General features: G+C 61.4%; 14 protein-coding genes. 7 read left to right on the forward strand and 7 right to left on the reverse strand.

Annotation, left to right across the window (positions count from 1 at the left end; translation table 11 throughout):
- Positions 1 to 15 precede the first annotated feature (15 nt).
- From KHO23_RS16200 to KHO23_RS16210, 3 genes are all read left to right on the forward strand, one after another.
- Positions 16 to 909 carry a LysR family transcriptional regulator gene (locus KHO23_RS16200; protein ID WP_211612239.1) on the forward strand — a complete coding sequence of 298 codons (894 nt, stop codon included), beginning with the start codon at positions 16 to 18 and terminating at the stop codon, positions 907 to 909.
- Positions 910 to 1,450: 541 nt separating this feature from the next.
- The gene (locus KHO23_RS16205) at positions 1,451 to 3,286 is read left to right on the forward strand and encodes a S10 family serine carboxypeptidase-like protein (protein WP_211612240.1); all 1,836 of its coding nucleotides are present in this window, start codon (positions 1,451 to 1,453) and stop codon (positions 3,284 to 3,286) included.
- 61 nt (positions 3,287 to 3,347) lie between these two features.
- Positions 3,348 to 3,740, forward strand: a complete 393-nt coding sequence (locus tag KHO23_RS16210) for a 2-oxoglutarate dehydrogenase (protein WP_236066877.1) — start codon at positions 3,348 to 3,350, stop codon at positions 3,738 to 3,740.
- 97 nt (positions 3,741 to 3,837) lie between these two features.
- On the opposite strand, the gene KHO23_RS16215 is transcribed toward KHO23_RS16210, so the two are convergent.
- Together KHO23_RS16215 and KHO23_RS16220 are read right to left on the reverse strand one after the other, a co-directional pair.
- Complete coding sequence (locus tag KHO23_RS16215) at positions 3,838 to 4,245, reverse strand: hypothetical protein (RefSeq protein ID WP_211612454.1); 408 nt, start codon at positions 4,243 to 4,245, stop codon at positions 3,838 to 3,840.
- Positions 4,242 to 5,183 (reverse strand): hypothetical protein, encoded by a 942-nt coding sequence (locus KHO23_RS16220; RefSeq protein WP_211612242.1) that lies wholly within the window; start codon positions 5,181 to 5,183, stop codon positions 4,242 to 4,244. The genes KHO23_RS16215 and KHO23_RS16220 overlap by 4 nt, the downstream gene beginning before the upstream one ends.
- Before the next feature lie 354 nt (positions 5,184 to 5,537).
- Here KHO23_RS16220 and KHO23_RS16225 point away from each other — a divergent pair, with 354 nt between their 5' ends.
- Positions 5,538 to 7,004: a metallophosphoesterase family protein gene (locus KHO23_RS16225; RefSeq protein ID WP_211612243.1), complete on the forward strand. Its 1,467-nt coding sequence runs from the start codon at positions 5,538 to 5,540 to the stop codon at positions 7,002 to 7,004.
- A gap of 187 nt (positions 7,005 to 7,191) precedes the next feature.
- Positions 7,192 to 9,522, forward strand: a complete 2,331-nt coding sequence (locus KHO23_RS16230) for a patatin-like phospholipase family protein (RefSeq protein ID WP_211612244.1) — start codon at positions 7,192 to 7,194, stop codon at positions 9,520 to 9,522.
- A 22-nt stretch (positions 9,523 to 9,544) separates the two neighbouring features.
- Here the strand turns inward: KHO23_RS16230 and KHO23_RS16235 are convergent, their stop codons facing one another.
- From KHO23_RS16235 to KHO23_RS16245, 3 genes are all read right to left on the reverse strand, one after another.
- A complete protein-coding gene (locus KHO23_RS16235) occupies positions 9,545 to 10,675 on the reverse strand; it encodes an ATP-binding protein (RefSeq protein ID WP_211612245.1) in 1,131 nt (376 codons plus the stop codon).
- Positions 10,676 to 11,009: 334 nt separating this feature from the next.
- Positions 11,010 to 11,795: an alpha/beta hydrolase gene (locus tag KHO23_RS16240; protein ID WP_211612246.1), complete on the reverse strand. Its 786-nt coding sequence runs from the start codon at positions 11,793 to 11,795 to the stop codon at positions 11,010 to 11,012.
- Between the two features lie 173 nt (positions 11,796 to 11,968).
- Positions 11,969 to 12,673, reverse strand: a complete 705-nt coding sequence (locus KHO23_RS16245; protein ID WP_211612247.1) for a response regulator — start codon at positions 12,671 to 12,673, stop codon at positions 11,969 to 11,971.
- A gap of 277 nt (positions 12,674 to 12,950) precedes the next feature.
- On the opposite strand from KHO23_RS16245, the gene KHO23_RS16250 reads away from it, so the two are divergent.
- Positions 12,951 to 13,955: a DUF535 family protein gene (locus tag KHO23_RS16250; RefSeq protein WP_211612248.1), complete on the forward strand. Its 1,005-nt coding sequence runs from the start codon at positions 12,951 to 12,953 to the stop codon at positions 13,953 to 13,955.
- A gap of 247 nt (positions 13,956 to 14,202) precedes the next feature.
- On the forward strand, positions 14,203 to 14,583 hold the full coding sequence (locus KHO23_RS16255; protein ID WP_211612249.1) for a DUF2917 domain-containing protein: 381 nt from the start codon (positions 14,203 to 14,205) through the stop codon (positions 14,581 to 14,583).
- Positions 14,584 to 14,706: 123 nt separating this feature from the next.
- On the opposite strand, the gene KHO23_RS16260 is transcribed toward KHO23_RS16255, so the two are convergent.
- Both KHO23_RS16260 and pcaF read right to left on the reverse strand, forming a co-directional pair.
- Positions 14,707 to 15,279, reverse strand: a complete 573-nt coding sequence (locus KHO23_RS16260) for a hypothetical protein (RefSeq protein WP_211612250.1) — start codon at positions 15,277 to 15,279, stop codon at positions 14,707 to 14,709.
- Positions 15,280 to 15,836: 557 nt separating this feature from the next.
- Positions 15,837 to 17,039: a 3-oxoadipyl-CoA thiolase gene (gene pcaF / locus KHO23_RS16265; RefSeq protein ID WP_211612251.1), complete on the reverse strand. Its 1,203-nt coding sequence runs from the start codon at positions 17,037 to 17,039 to the stop codon at positions 15,837 to 15,839.
- Positions 17,040 to 17,117 lie beyond the last annotated feature (78 nt).

Genomic DNA, 17,117 nt, shown 5'->3' on the forward strand with positions numbered 1-17,117 from the left:
TTTTGAACAACGGCCATGGAATTCAACGATCTTGCCGCCTTCGTTTCGGTCGCTCGAGCAGGCGGCTTTCGCGACGCTGCGCGCGTCAGTGGCGTCTCCGCTTCCAGTCTAAGCATTGCCGTGCGGCGTCTCGAGTCGAAGCTCGGGTTGCGCCTGCTCAACAGAACCACGCGCAGCGTCGCCCCGACCGAGGCCGGACTGCGTTTGATCGAAAAGCTAACGCCCTTGTTCAGCGAAATGGAAGCCGCGCTGGATGTCCTGAACAGGTTCAGGGACAAACCGAGCGGCACACTCAAACTCAACGTGCCGTCGAGCGCCGCGCGCATCGTGTTGCCGACCATCATTCCCCGGTTCCTGAAGGCCTATCCCGACATACGTGTGGAGGTGGTGGTCGAGGATGGCTTTGTCGATGTGCTGTCAATCGGCTGCGATGCAGGCATTCGCTACGATGAGCGGCTTGAGCAGGACATGATCGCGATTCCGATCGGGCCACGTGCGCAGCGTTTTGCCACGGCCGCGGCGCCGGCGTATCTCGACACCCATGGCCGACCCGAGCATCCGCGCGACCTGCTCTTTCACGCGTGCTTACGTGGACAATTCGCCGGCGGCGCTACGCCGACCTGGTATTTCGAGCGCGACGGCGAGGTGATCCAGTTGAATCCGTCGGGACCGCTCCTCGTGAGGCCCGGTGCGGCAATCGACCTTGCAGTCAGTACAGCAGTCGCGGGCGTGGGCGTGATTCACCTTTTCGAGGATATGCTGCGCCCGCATCTCGATAGCGGCGCGCTGGAGCCGATCCTGGAGCCGTGGTGGCAGCCCTTTTCAGGGCCCTTTCTTTACTATCCGGGCCGCCGCCATTTGCCGGCACCGTTACGTGTGTTTGTGGATTTCCTGAAGGCGGGTGGTTAGGCGGATACGGCGGTCGCTTGAACGGTCTGCAACGAAACTAGCGAATGAACAGGCAACGCATTCGCACGCCGGTGCCGCGCGCATTGCGTAAACATTCGAGATCGTTTTCTGACATTCAATTATTACGATTAACAAACAAAAACATTTTATTTAGTAATAAATAACCGATTAACTCACACCGGTCCCGCTCCCGGACCGATCGACTCACACACGAATTCAATCGCAACTTTCCGAAGTTGCAATTACGGAAATTCGGCACGTCCTTGACAAACCTTGTTGGTGTCACCTATTTTTCATCTGCCGCCAATATACGAATATCCGACTAAGGAATGCGTATCCCGAAAGAACCGGAATATCCAATCCAGATATTTAGTTATTCTACGCATACTGCATAGAGATGCAGTTCTATGCTCTTTGAAGCAGGTTGGTCTCAACCGTTGCGCGCCGAAAATGCACCATTAATATTTCGAACTCCGATACATCCTGATCGGCGGCAGCGGCCTTTGTGAAACGGTATCTGAACCCACCACCAAGGATAGAGATGAAACGAGACGAGCGTCTTACCGGCCATAGCCACTATCGCCATAGCAGGCTGCCGGGCATGGGAACCTTAGCGGTCGCGATCATGCTTCTCGGCGGTTGCGGCGGAGGGGACGGCGGTTCTTCCTCAGGCACGGCTGTGAGCATGAAGCAGACTGCAGCGAATCAGCAACTCACCGCACAACAAGCCGCACAATCGCAAACACCCGCAGGCAATCAAACCTATATCGACCCGGTCGCCTATTCGGGCAACGCCACGGACGGCCTCGCGCCGGCTCAGGCCTCCGAGAAGGCCGCGGTCATGCACTACCAGTGGACGCAAGGCAGAACGCCGATCAACTACACCACGACGACCGGCCACTTGACCGCCGCCGATTCGAGCGGCAACCCCGAAGCCACGATGTCCTACGTCGCGTACACCGTGCCGAGTACGAACGGCTCGCCGCGGCCTGTCACGTTCGTCTACAACGGCGGCCCGGGCTCCTCTTCCATCTGGCTGCGGCTCGGATCGTTCGCGCCGACGCGGGTCGCCACGCCCGATCCGGTATTCGGGAACTGGCCGAACTATCCACTCGTCGACAATAAGGAAAGCCTGATCGACACCACGGATATGGTCTTCATCGACCCGCCGGGAACCGGTCTTTCAGAGGCGATTCTGCCGAATACGAACCAGAAGTACTGGACGACCGACGCGGACGTCAACATCATGCGCGACTTCATCCAGCGCTATCTGACGGTCAATAGTCGCAGTACTTCGCCGATCTATCTGTATGGCGAGTCGTACGGCACGCCTCGCACCGATATGCTCGCATTGGCGCTCGAATCGGCCGGCGTGCATCTGACCGGCATCGTTCTTCAGTCTGCAATCCTGAACTATTTCGCGGATGCGATCGAAGCCGTCGCCATTACCAACTCGACAAGCGCGCTGGCATTGGATACGGATACGTTGGCCGGCTATTTCCCCGGCTACGCCATGGTTGCGGCTTACTACAACCAGGTGTCGCCGGCCCCGCTCAATCAGGACCTGTATGCATACCAGGCGGGCCTGTTCGTCACGGCGGAGTACAACCGGTTCAGGCGGTATTCGCAATCGTGGGTGCTCAGTCAGCTAGGCATACCGGATGCTTTGGGCACGCCGGTGTTTCCCAACGCCAAAACGCTTCAGTCCTGGACCTTGCCATCCAGTCTGACCGTGCAGGCGCTGCAGGGCTATTTCGGCGCCAACCCGTTCTCGACAAGCCTTCTGCCCGGCACGACGATCGGCCGGTACGACGGACGCGTGTCATTACCGAATTCGGACCCCCGTCTGCAAAACGACGGTGACCCGTCCGACATCCTGATCTCCCAGCCGTTCACCACGGCGCTGGCAACGCAGATGCCTGACTACCTGGGGTACACGGCGCCGAACGCGACCTATTTGCCGCTGAACGACAACATCATTCAGGTATGGGATTTCTCGCATGACGGGCAGCCCTTGCCCGACACGATCCCGGATCTGCTCGGCGCGCTGACGCTTAACCCGCAACTCAAGGTGCTCGCGGAAAACGGCTTTCATGATCTGGCCACACCGTTCTTCAATACCGAGAAACAACTGGCGCGGTTGCAAACGGTGCCGGGTCTGAATCCGGACTTGCAGGTGAATTTCTTCCAGGGCGGACATATGATCTATCTGGATGACGTCGCCCGTCCGCTGATGAAACGGGATCTGGTGCGCTTCTATCGCGGCACGCCGCTTCCGGATGCGCTCGCGCTCTGGACGCTGCCGGCACCGTGGCGCGACGAGAGCCCCGCCAGTCAGCCGACCGCTACCGCCACGGCGCAAGCCACGGCGCCCTGACTGAACTGACGCGATGTGCTTCCTTCGCGATACTCTATTCACTCAAACAATGCGAGTCATCATGTCTCTTTTCGATATGTTGCGGCGTGTTTCCCCGTTGATCGTCCTCAGTTGCCTGATTGGCAGCGCGCATGCGTTACCGCCGCAAGCGGTCGCGCCGGCGACGCCGCCAAACGGGGCCAGAGGCGTCGACGGTCCGTTCTTCCCTCAAAACCGCGCGGCTCCCGTCGCGCCGTCGACCGGCACTGCCCTGCAGCAGGAAGCCCAGCAGCGGCTTGAAGCGCGGCTGGGAGCGAATACGGCTCTTAGCAATGGCGCGGCGGTCACGAAAACTCAGGCTCAGACCGCGGGGCTCGGCTATGTCGCCAAGCACTTCGATCAGATCGATACAAGCCATAAGGGAAGTGTGACCATGAGCGACGTCAGGCAGTATCTTCAGCAGCAGGGCCGCTAGCGGCCGGTCATTGCTCATTGGCGAGGGCATCCCTTCCTTGCAGGACCGCCTTTGACAAGCGCGAATGGCCGCTCCGGCCATTCGCGCTTCTACCCGACTACCCGGCCCCGGCGTTCCTGCCGGCCGGCAAACATTCACTCATTGCGCCACCGCGATCGCTCAGCCCCCGCACCACAACCTCGGACGATTTGCCGTCACGTCTGGCCAATTCGGCGAGGTCGAGCAAGGCGACGTATTTCGCCGAACAGTCCTGTTGGGGTTCAATCGCTCGCTGCACCGCAGGCGTGTCAGTGTTGATGACGCCCTCACCCAGCGCAATCACTACACCTGCGGCAACGATCATCGTTGCCAACGCGCCGACCTTGCATAACGTCCGCGTGCGAATCGCGTTGAAACCCGACCGGACCACCTGCGCACTTGCCTGTGCACTTGCCTGCCCGCTCATCCACGACGGACTTCGCTGCCCGGCCTTGTCGCCGGTTCCAGTTCGCAGGTTTTCACTCATGACCAGTGCGCCGGCACCCAGACATTGCCCACCCAGTGCCCCGGCACCCACACGACCGGGCGCGGCGCAGGCGCGACATAGACAACACGCGGTGCAACATACACGGCAGGCGGCGGGGGCGGCGGAACATAAACAACCGGAGGCGGCGGCACATACACTGCCGGCGGCGGTACGACAACAACCGGCTTCGGCGCAACCACTACCGTCGTGCTGCCTGTCGTGACAACGCCGGTGGTCGTGACCGTCCCGCTTGTCGTCACCGTGTGGCCGTACGTACCCGTCGCGCTCGTCGACGTCGTCACAACGCCCGGTGCAACGCGCGTGGCCGTACCGGAGTGATTGACGGTGCCACCATCAGACCCCGTCACCGTGCCCGAACGTGAACACGAAGCACCCGCGCAGTTGGTCGAGGCCGAGTGGTTGACCGTGTTGCCGTTCGAGCCGGTGATCGACCCGGACGACGAATACTGGCCAGGCGCGGTCTTAGTCACATCGCCGGAGGTCGTGGCTGTTTTGCCGTCCGGTCCGGTGAGGTTGCCGGTATGCGAGCAGGTGCCGCCCGCGCAATTGGTGTCGCCCGAATGCTGGACCTGGTTGCCGTAGCGTCCCGTCGCGGTGCCTGAATTCGAGAACTGACCGGGGGCGTTACGGGTCACCGTGCCGGTGTTGGTTGCCACGCCACCGTAGGGGCCAGCCACGCCGCCGGCATGCGAGCAACTGCCGCCGCCACACGAGCCGTAACGCGCGCCGTTGTAAGTGCCACGTGACGTGTAGGCGGTGCCATGTTGCGACCAGGCGAAAGCCGACGCGCTGCCAAGCGCGAGTACGGCGACGGTTGCGCTCAGCGCGAGCTTGCGAAGCGCGCTGCGTACAGATACGACGGTCGTCACGGAGGCAGGGGAAGCGGCGGCACGGACGATGAACGAACGGTTTTTCACGGTATGTCCTTCTTGATTTCGGGCCACTTTTGCGCACTGCGGCGTGGCGACAAACGGACTATAGAAGGACACCAGGATTTAATCAGCAGCGAAGATATGTCACCCTGTTTCACCGTGGCAGAGTCCCGCTGGATAAGGGTTTGCGGACGATTCGAACGGTCCGCGACATAGGGCGACATAAGTTGTTACGGGCTGCGCCCCATCCGGGCTGCGCGTGGGGTCAAACGCGGCAGCGAGACCTGTTCGACACCGCCGTGACACTTTTCTGAAAAACGCCTGTCGTAGGGTTCGATGAATGCAGCGGCGCAAGCCGCTTACTTGTCACCCCGCTTACTCTTCCTTCAAGAGGCGCTCATGTCGACAAAACGCGAGTCGAAACCCAAAGCCAGGACGAAAGAAAGCACGGCGAAAGCAGAAGCCAAACGAAAGCCTGCCGCCAAAGCCGCGGCATCCGGCAAAAAAACAACCGCGCTCGCCAGCGGCGCGAACCAGCCTGCGGGCACGGCCACCGCGGCAGCGTTCAGTCCGCGGATACTAGACACGCCCGTTTTCGCGCAGCCTCAGCCAACCGCGGACCCAACGGTGTTCCGTGTACCCCATCCATCGGACGATGCGGCCTATAAGGAAATCGACAAGCTCAATGCGGAGCACAAACTGTTTCCGTTGCCGTTTCCCGCGCCGAGAGGCGGCGTGGAGCCCCGGCTCACCCTGGCCGAGGTCATGGGCGGCAATGCAGCGGCCATCGACAGAATCACGGCCGCCGGACAACTGGTCTTTCACGCACTAGGCGATTGCGGCAGTACGAAAGGCCCGGTGACCCAAAACGAAGTAGCCGACAAATTGACCGCCGACTTCAACGAAGCCGAAGCCAGCGAGGTGCCGCAGTTCGCGCTGCTGCTCGGTGATGTCGTCTATAGCTTTGGCGAGAGCCAGTACTATTACGATCAGTTTTACGAACCCTATCGGGACTATCCGGCACCGATCCTCGCCTGCGCCGGCAATCATGACGGCATGGTTTCACCGGAAGCGCACGCCACGAGTCTCGCTGCGTTCCTCCGGAATTTTTGTGCGGAGACCTTCGTCGTGACGCCCGAAGCCGGCGGATTGTCGCGTACCGCGCAAATTCAGCCCGGCGTGTTCTTCACATTCGAGGCACCGTTCGTGCGCGTGCTGGCGATTTACAGCAATACGCTTGAAGATCCCGGTGTGATTTCAAATCCCACGATCGGCAGTACCCAGCTCGATTTTCTCGACGCCGCACTCAAGCGTGTCAAAGCGGAGCAGTTCAACGGCGCACTGCTGATCGCGGATCATCATCCGCCGTACTCCGCGGGCGGACACGGATCGAGCGTCGATATGCTGGCGCAGATCGACAAGGTCTGCGAAGCGAACGGCGTGTGGCCGCACGCGTTTCTTTCCGGCCATGCCCACAATTATCAGCGCTTCACGCGCACACGAAATGCGGACGGCACGCAGATTCCCTACCTCGTGTGCGGCAACGGCGGACACGGTTTGATCAAGCTCGCCTCAAAGGGGGCGGCTGCCATCCGTGCGCCGCAAGTCATGCAGGCGGCCTCGGCCACCGCCGATCAGGTCGTGCTGGAAAACTACGATGACACCAACTATGGCTATCTGCGTGTCGTCGTCACCGCGTCGCAATTGCGTATCGAGTATCACTCGGCATCCGACGGTCTCAACACGAAGGCGCCGAACGACTACGTGACGATCGACCTTGCCGCGCGCAAAGTGGCTCATTTCGTTGCGCAGGATATGGGGCATCCGCTGGCGGCGAGGGCCGTGCGTGCTTTGGTGCGCAGCTAGCGATGGCGACGCGGGACGTCGCGCCGTCCGCTCAGCGCCGGCACACTTCGTCCGGACACCACGCATTGAAGCGAGGCTCGAGGCGTTAGGACTACGCTTTTCCGTAAACCCGCGTTTACACGAAATCACCTGTTTTTGCCGGGGCAAAACCATGTAATCTCTCGTCTTTCTTCCTGCATCAAAACAGATGAGTCGAGCGTTGGCGGACGAACAACTACAACAAACAGCGGCGCGCACTCGGCGCCGGCCTATCGTTCTTCGCTTGCGGTGCACGGCAGTGCTGCTGGCGTGGGGGATCGCCACCTTCGCACGATCCGCTCACGCCGCCGAATCCGCGTGCAGCGCCGAAGCCGGCCCGGCGGGCCGGCCCTCGGTCGGCCTCGTGCTGTCAGGCGGCGGTGCGCGCGGCTATGCACATCTCGGCGTGTTGAAGGTGCTCGAGGAAAACCGCATTCCGGTCGACTGCATCGCAGCCACCAGCATGGGCTCGGTGGTCGGCGGCCTGTACGCGAGCGGTATGACGGCGCAGGACATGCAAAACCGCCTCACCGGGATCAACCTCGCGGACATCGCCTTCGACGTCACCGACCGCGCAGACCTGCCCCAATCGCGCCGCGAAGACGAGCGGCTGTATGTGAACAGCCTCTCGCTCGGTTATGGCGCCAATGGCTTCCGCTTGCCGGTCGGGCTCGTTCAGGGCAATCGCCTGCAAGCGTTGCTGCAGGACTGGACCTCCGCCGTGCCGGGCAACGTTTCGTTCGACCGGTTGCCGATTCCCTATCGCGCGATCGCCACCGATCTGAGCACCGGCCAGAAGGTGGTGCTCGACCACGGTTCGCTGCCCCAGGCGATTCGCGCCAGCATGGCGTTGCCCGGCCTGTTCGCGCCGGCCGATATCGACGGGCGCACCCTGGTGGACGGCGGCATCGTCAGCAATCTGCCGATCGAAACGGCGCGCGACATGGGTGCGAACGTCGTCATCGCCGTGGATATCGGCTCACCGCTGCGGCCGCTGGATGCGCTCGCTTCGCCCGCCGACGTGATGCAGCAGATGATCGGCATTCTGATTCACCAGAACGTTGCGCGCCAGCGTGAACAGTTGCAAACCGGCGACGTACTGATTGAACCGGCGCTCGGCTCGCTGAGCTTCACCGATTTCGCCAACGCGAGCCAGGCGATCGCGGCCGGTGCCGCCGCCACGCGCGCAGCCATGCCGCAGCTTCAGCATCTCGCGCTCTCGCCCGCCGACTACGCCGCGTGGCGCGCCCGGCACGGTGCACCCGCAATGCGTCCGGTGCGGATCACGCAGATCGAGATCGCCTCGCCAGGCGCGGTGCCCGAGGCACGCATCCGCGCCGCGTTGCACGTCAAATCCGGTGACGTGTACGATCCAGCCACGCTCAACAAGGACTTGCTGGCGCTCTCCACCACGGGCGACTTCGACAGCGTGAGCCAGCAACTCGTCAACGAGGGCGACGAACACAAGCTCGTCGTCTCCGCGCAGCAGAAACAATGGGGACCCAATTTCCTGCTGTTCGGGCTCGGTTTATCGAGTAGTTCGACGGATGAAGGCGGCTTCCGGCTGCATCTCGGTTATCGCCGGCCGTGGCTTACTTCGTCAGGACTCGAAGGGCGAGTGGACGCGACCGTCGGCAGCGATCTGCTTAACCTGCATGCGGAGCTGCGACAGCCGCTGTCGAGTTCTTTTGGCTATTACGTCGCGCCCTATCTCGAGTTTCAACGCCGTTATGCCAACCTCTACGACGACTCCGGCAACGTCAAGGTCACGCAATACCGCTTGCAAACCGAGGTCGCCGGGCTCGATTTCGGCGTACCGCTCGCGCGTCTCGGCGACTTCCGTATCGGCGTGGCCTACGCGCACGGCTTCGCGTCGCCCCAATACAACTTGCCGCTTGACGATGGTCTCAACTCGCCGCTGCTGTTCCCCGACATCTACGGGCGGCAGCTTAGCGCGCGCGCACGTCTTGTGATCGACCAGCTCGACGATCCGCTGTTTGCGCGCAAAGGTTACTTCGGCGAACTACGCGTAGAACGGTCGTTGTTCGCGGGCAGCGACAGCTTTACCGAGGTGTACGGCAAAGGTCTTGTCGCGGCGAGCTATGGACGGCACAGTGTCAACGCAAGCATCGAAGCGGGTAACGATTTCGGCGGCACCAACCTGACGAATCCGTTCGGCTTCACGTTAGGCGGCTTCCAGCATTTGTCGGCTTACGCCGCCGACCAACTGTCCGGTAACTCGATGGTGTATGGCCAGGTCACGTACATGAATCAGCTTGCCACGTTCAACGCATCGCCGATTCGTGGCCTGTTTGCGGGCTTAAGCGTTGAAGCCGGCAACGTCTGGACCCGCGATTCGCAGTTCGGCAGCGGACCCCTAAAGCGCAGCGTGACGATTTTCACCGCGCTGACCAGTTCATTCGGACCGATGTATCTGGGCGTAGCGTTCGCACCGGGCGGGCGCAGTAACTTTTACTTCCAGTTGGGACATACCTATTGAGGCTGCGCGGGCATGGCGTGTTTCACGTCAACGCGCCCACCGGCCAGCTCATTTCAAAGCGCGCGCCGCCGAGCGTCAAGGGATCGGTGACGGCAATGCGGCCGTGATGCGCGCGCAGCACCTGTTGCGTAATCGCGAGACCCAGGCCGTAGCCGCCAGTCTGACGATCGAGCCGCACGAAGGCGTCGAAAATGCGCTCGCGCTGCTCGGGCGGCACGCCTGCGCCGTCGTCTTCCACGTAAATTTCCACATTGCCGTGCTTCACGCTCAGACCGATCTTGATGCGCGAATGCGCGTATTTGCTGGCGTTGCGCAGCAAGTTTCGCATCGCGTAGGACATGAGGCGCTTGTCCATCACGACGCGTAGCGACGGGTCGACGTCGACTTGCGGGACGAGTTGCTTGTCCGCGTAAAGCAGCGTGGCATCGGTGATCTGGCTGTCGAACCATGCGGCCAGCAAGGTGGAATCCAGGTTCGATTGCAGGGAGCTGTATTCGAGGCGCGCGTAGGTCAGGCTCATGTCGATGAGCTCGTCGAGTTCAGTGACGTCCTGGTCGATGCTTGCCAATGCGCTGTTGTATTCGGCCGCGGAAGCGGGTTCGCGCAGGTTTTCGAGTGCGAAGCGCACGCGGGCCAAGGGCGTGCGGAGTTCGTGGGAAATGCCGTTGGTGAGTTCGCGCTGCGCGGCGATCAGGCGCTCCATGCGCTCGGCCAGCGCGTTTAATGTGCGGGCCAAAGGGCCGATGATGACGCTGTGGGATTCGCGGGCGCGGGTGTTGAAGCGGCCGCCCGTGAAGTCGATGGCGCGTTCGCGGACCATGACCAGGTCTAGCCAGACTGGGCGCATCCAGCGGTAGGCTGTTATTGCCGGCAGCAGTAGGGTTGCTAATGCGATAGGTAGTGAGGCTTTGGCTGTTGTTAAGGTTTGCCAGATTGATGGCGTTGTTTTTAATGTCAGGGATAAGGTTGTTATTGAGGCTGCCAGTACTAGCACCGTTAGCGTTAATAGCCGCGTGTAGACGCGGACGTATAGCCTCGACCAGCTCGGGATTCTGTCCGCCCTCGTGTCCGTCCAGGAACGGCGGAAACGGTGCCAGCGCCATTTTCCATATCGGTAAGGGGTTAGCTTTTTTTGCTCCGCAAGGGGTGGCATTTTTCTCTCTTCGCTTCTTTTCGTGCGTTTTTGGTCTATTAGCGTTGCCCCTGTGCGGGGCGGCACCTACTTTTCTTTGCCTGCCGCAAAGAAAAGTAGGCAAAAGAAAGCGGCTCACACCGCCAGCTCTTAAGCGGGTCCCCCGCGCAGTTGCGGTAGTGGTGCATCTGGAATCTGGGTTCTCGCACATTCGGCCCCGGTGACAAGGCTGTCATTCTTCCGGCGGCGCTGCGCGCGCCGAAACCCTCTTCCTGGAACCAGTGGCAGTTTAGCTTGGTTTCTTCGCTGTGCCGACGTGGTTTGATTCGCTTAGTTCCGCGTTTCCCCCTGACTCTTACGCCCTCCGCACGAATTCCAATGTTCGCTCCGCTACCGTGTCACGCTCGTTGTCCAGTGTGATCATGTGGTAGCTGTCGGTCAAGCGTACGAACGTCACCGAACGGCTTCCCAAATGCTCGCATACGAATTCCGCGGAGCGGATGCTCGTCACCTCGTCTTCTTCCGAATGCATCACCAAGGTCTCGCAGGTTACGCGGCCCAAGGCGCGCCTCACCGCGAAACGCATCCAGTCAACCTGTTCGATCGCCGCCAACGGGACGTACGGATAGTGAACGCCACTCCCCTTCTGCAAGTGCCGGCGGATCAGGTTGCGGATGCGCGCGTTCTTGATGCCAAACGGCTCGCCCTCGGGTACGCGAATCAAACGGCGTAGCCCCGGCACGCAGTACATCAGATACCGCAGCGGACGCAGACGTGAACCGCCCCAGCCGTCCAGGAATAACGGTGGCGACAACAGAATCAGGCGCCCCGTCGTCATGCGCTCGCGCGCACTCAGCATCAATGCAAGCAGTGCCCCCATCGAAATGCCCGCGACATCCACGCGCTCGTAACGCGTCATCAACTCGCGGTATGTGCGGCTCAGCATTTGCATGTAGTCGCTCAACGTCACCCGGCTCAATGCGTCAGGGTTCGAGCCGTGGCCCGGCAGCGACGGTAAATGCACGTCGCAACCGATCTGCTCGAACTTGCGGTCGAGCGCGCCGAAATCATGGCGCGTGCCGCCCAAACCGTGAATCATCAACACGGCATGGCCGGAAAGTGGGGAAACGCGAGCGGACATCGCTAAGCCTGTCGTTGCACAAGCCTGCGATGCTAATCGTCCCCGTCTCCGATGACTGTCGATTTGCTGCCGCGTTTGTGGAGTTTTGTCGGCCGATATTTCGACGTATTACGCAATCGAAACTCAACGCCAACTCACCCGAACCTAAATCTCAACCTCAACGGCAAGCACCGTCAATTCCATGCCAGCTTGCTGAATTGATAGCCCTTGCCGCGCACCGTCTTGATGCGCTGCGGGGTGCCGGCGTCATCATGTAGCTTGCGACGCAGCTTGGAAATACCGCCGTCGATCGTACGGTCAAGGCCGTCGAACTCGATACCGCGCAACTGTCGCATCAACTCGTCGCGGCTCACCACCTCGCCCGCGCAACTCACCAATGCCCACAGCAAATCAAATTCGGCCGAGGTCAGTTCGGGCAGGCTGCCGTCCGGAAGCTTGACCGTGCGGCTTGCCCGGCTGATCTCGAACTTGCCGAAGGTGTAGCTCTCGGGTTGGGCCGCCTCCGGCGTGCGCGCGGTCACGCGGCGTAGCTGCGCCTTGATGCGCGCCAGCAGCACGCGCGGCTCGACAGGCTTATGCACGTAGTCGTCCGCGCCGAATTCGAGTCCCAGCACTTCGTCGAACTGCTCGTCGCGCGCGGTCACCATGATGATCACGCCGTCGAATTGCTCGCGCGCCTCGCGGCAAATCTGGAAACCGTCCTTGCCCGGCAGGTTGACGTCGAGAATCACCAGGTCCGGGCGGCGCTTGAGAATGGCCGGCACGGCGTCGTTGCCGTGCAGCACAGTCTCGACTTCGTATTCGTGTTTGCGCAAATAACCGGCGACCAGCGCGGACAAGCGATCATCGTCTTCGACAAGCAGGATCCGGAATGGCATGGGGCAAATCGTTCAGGGCTGACTGTTCAATAGCGGCGGGCAACGGTGTAGCGCGGTGCACGGCCTGCAAGCGATGGTGCATCGCTACGTGCAGATCCGCACGGCGAGAGACCGCACTGGCACCGGCCGGACGAGCCGGTTCGACGCACAGCATAGCGGATGCGCCGCACATCGTGCGACACGCTCGACAAAACTCGACAAACGCCCAGGCATTTCGACACGGACGCGCAATCCGCGCGGCTAGCATCCCCCGGTTGAAATAGCCCAAGGATCCGCCGTGACGACTGTTTCCAACGAAGGGACTCGCGCCCGCTCGCCGTGGTTCGCGAGAGCCACTGCGTCCTTTGCGGTGATTCAGCAAGCCGCTCATGCACTCTATCCCGGCACCAGCGTGTTTCATCGCTGGCGCAGGATGCGCATGTGGCTGCGCTCATTGATGTCGTGGCGCTCCACGCAAGTATGGCTCAAACGCTGCGCCATTTCGCCGTTGCGCGATCTGGTGCAACGTCATCCCACCGCGCTCGAACGCATGCATCGGCCGTTCCTCCATACCCGCTTCAGCCCGCGCGAACGCCTCACGGCGAGCCTCGATCATCATGCGCTGACGCAGCAACGCGTGCCGCAACTCGCCGCGCGCATCGCCGCCGTCGGCTCGGCGCCGATCGCTTCGTTCGGGGTGGGCGCCGAGCACTGGCATGTGTCGCTCGAGTCGATCGAACAGTTTCAGAAGGAAGGCGACTGGACCTTATGCATCCGCGATGCGCGCGACCAGCGCATCGTCTCCTGCACGTTCAGTCTCGCCTATCTCGGCGGCAAAGTGCGCCGCCCACGTCTTTGCATCGGCTCCGTGCAGGGTCCGGACAGTTCAGTAAACGGCCGCGAACTGTTTCGCGCGCTCACGAGTCGCTGGTATGGCCTACGGCCGAAAGTGCTGGTGATTTACCTCGCGCAATGTGTCGCCGCGGCGCTCGACGCGGGCGGCACCTTCATCGTCTCGAAGCAGGCGCACGTCTATGCCAACTGGCGCTATTGCCTGAGAAAGCGTCGCGTGGCAGCGGACTATGACCGGCTCTCGATGGAATGCGGAGCGCTCGCGCGCTGGAACGGCTGGTTCGTCCTCGCGCCACCGGCGCGTTATCTGGCCGAACGCGAAGGCGACGGTACCGGCAACGCAACCCGACGCAAGCGTTACGCATTGCGAAGCGCACTCGCCGTGCAGATTCGCCGCAACGTCGCGGCAAGCAAGACAGAGCGACTCTACGCACCTCGCGTTGTCGCTTGAATCCATTGCAATTTTTTATTGACAAGACCTGCGGCAAAACGGCACACTCGTTCTCATGTTGACGCACACCCCCATCCCCGTCGCGATTAAAAATCGAACAATGCATGCCATGATCGGCAGGCATTTGGGAGCACGTGCGCGTTAGCAGTCTGAATCTGCAAACAAGACCCAAAGGCCCCGCCGGTAACGGAAGGGGCCTTTTGTTTTGTGGGTACCTCTGTCCGCCGGCTCGATAACGGAGAGCAAGATGGATCAGGCAAGCCCGCAGTGCATGGATGAAGACTCAAGTCTGTCTGCCTGGCGACGGGACGAGCGTCTGCCGAAGGTCGTGCTACATTTTTCCGTAGTGCCAGGCACAACGCTGACATGGCGTGTCGTCGCCGACAGCACACTGCGCGCGCACGGCGCGCGCCTATGGCTCACGCGCGTCAACTCGCCTTACGATCACTGGCTCGAACCGGGCAGCGAGTTCCGGCTGCAACGCGGTGAACGCGTGTGGATCAGCACGGATGGCGAACGCACCGCGCGCGTGTCGTTGAGTTGCGCGCTACCCGCCCGACGTGGTTTCGTCACGCGTTGGCTGGGGCGGCTCGCATGGTTGAGTCTGGGGCCGCCGATGACCCGATAGCGTGCCCCGTAATAACTCGACGGTCGCGCTTTCGTACAGCACAAAAGCAAACACCCCTGCGATGAGGGGTGTTTGCCGATCAGCCGTGCCGAGTACCCGCATGGCATTCACTGCGAATGTCAATTATTGCGGTGTCACCTGCACAGCCGCTGCCGAAACGAATACCGCGTGGATCGTATCGCCGACCTTGACGCCCTTCAGATCGACGTCCGGTCCGACCTCGAGCGTTTGCGTCTGGTAAGCACCGCGCAGCGTGACGAGGCGTTTCTTGTGATCGATCTTCTGCACGGTGGCGAGCACTTCGACCTGACGCGCGGATTCAAAGCCACCCGAGGCCGGCGCATAGACCTGCGTATCGACGCGTTCACGAATGCCCTTGTCCGCACCGGTGACCCTGTCGGCCTTCAACAGCAATGCATTCTTGTACAGCACGTCCACCCGATCGCCGATCTTGAGTTGATCGAAGCCGGCAACTTGCTGGCTCACCAGCACGACCACCGCGTTGCCGCCGGGCCCTTTGAGCGTGAGTGTGCGGCTGCCCGGGTCGATACCGACGATCTGCGCCTTCACATGCACCGGTTGCACCGCGCTGACGATGCCCTGCGCGGCACTGGCCATCGCATCTTGCGCCCACGCCGGCTGCGCTGCGGCGAAAGCCGCTACCATTAACGCTGCTCCAATCGTCGCTGCCTTCATTTACCTTCTCCTCGAGAAATTGTTCGATCTGACGCTACGGCGATCTGAAACCGCGGGATGCCGATTATCGCCACGAATGCATACAGCTTCAGGGTTTCACTTGTTAAAGCGGTATGGCGCAACGATTGTACATGGCTCACGAGAAACTACTATTATTGATATTGCGACTTTCAAATCAGCGGACGGCGTCATGCTAATTGTCGCGGCGCACCGTCGCGGCGGCATCTTGCGGATTGACAACAGCGCGTCAATCTTGCCGGCCATTCATATACGGCGACGGTACATGGTATGCGCACAGCATTAAACGCATACTGCATGACAGCCCGATGATTCATTAATCTTTTTATCGACAGTATTCGCCACAATGCAATCGGAATCCGTCACTTAAAACGATTAAACACACATTCAATAGCCGCCGAATCCATTCGCCGCACAAAATAAAACGGCCCCGTCGCCTGAGCGAAGAGGCCGTTCATCATGCGGCAATGGGAGTAGCTATACGCGCCGTGTCGACTGCTAGCGAGGCTGCGGCGCCTCCCTGCACACGCTCCAAACCATTACACACGCTCAATCGCGATCGCGATGCCTTGACCGACGCCGATACACATCGTGCACAGCGCAAAACGGCCTTGCGTGCGATGCAGTTGATACATCGCGGTCGTGACCAGACGCGCGCCGCTCATGCCGAGCGGGTGGCCGAGCGCGATCGCGCCGCCGTTCGGATTCACGCGGGCGTCGTCATCCGCGACACCCAAAGCGCGCAGCACAGCAAGACCTTGCGAGGCGAATGCTTCGTTCAGTTCGATCACGTCGAATTGATCGATGGTCATGTTCAGGCGAGCCAGCAACTTCTGCGTGGCGGGCGCCGGGCCGATGCCCATTACGCGCGGCGCGACACCTGCCGTTGCGATACCCAGCACGCGTGCGCGCGGCGTGAGGCCAAAGCGCTTCGCGGTGTCTTCATTGGCAAGCAGCAAAGCCGCCGCGCCGTCGTTCACGCCCGAAGCATTACCTGCCGTGACGGTGCCGTCCGGGCGCACCACGCCCTTCAGTTTGGCGAGCGTTTCAAGGCTGGTTTCGCGCGGATGTTCGTCTTGCAATACGGTGATCGGATCGCCCTTCTTCTGTGCGATCGTCACGCCGACGATTTCCTGTGCGAGCGTGCCGTCACGTTGTGCACGTGCGGCTTTCTGCTGACTGCGCAGCGCAAACGCATCCTGATCGGCGCGGCTGATCCCGTAGTCGGTTGCGACGTTTTCGCCCGTCTCCGGCATCGAATCGACGCCGTACATCTGCTTCATCAGCGGGTTCACGAAGCGCCAGCCGATCGTCGTGTCGAAGATATCGGCCTGGCGCGAAAACGCGCTGGTGGCCTTGCCCATGACGAACGGCGCGCGGCTCATGCTTTCGACACCGCCCGCCAGCATCAATGCAGCCTCGCCCGACTTGATCGCGCGCGCGGCGATGCCGACGGCGTCCATGCCCGAGCCGCACAGGCGGTTCACCGTGGAGCCCGGCACGCCTTGCGGCAATCCGGCCAGCAACAACGACATGCGCGCGACATTGCGGTTATCTTCACCGGCCTGGTTCGCACAGCCGTAGATCACGTCGTCGATCGCGTTCCAGTCGACGTCTTTATTGCGCTCCATCAGCGCTTTGAGCGGCACTGCGCCCAGATCGTCGGCGCGAACCGACGATAGCGAACCCGCGTAGCGGCCGATCGGGGTGCGAATCGCGTCGCACAGGAATGCTTCGGTCATGTGATGTCTCCAGTTGGTGTGCTGCGTGCGCTGTGCTGCCAGCGGATACCCGTTAGCGGCGCTGACCGCTTGCGCTCC

The sequence above is a fragment of the Paraburkholderia haematera genome, assembly GCF_905220975.1.
In the GTDB taxonomy this organism is placed as follows: domain Bacteria; phylum Pseudomonadota; class Gammaproteobacteria; order Burkholderiales; family Burkholderiaceae; genus Paraburkholderia; species Paraburkholderia haematera.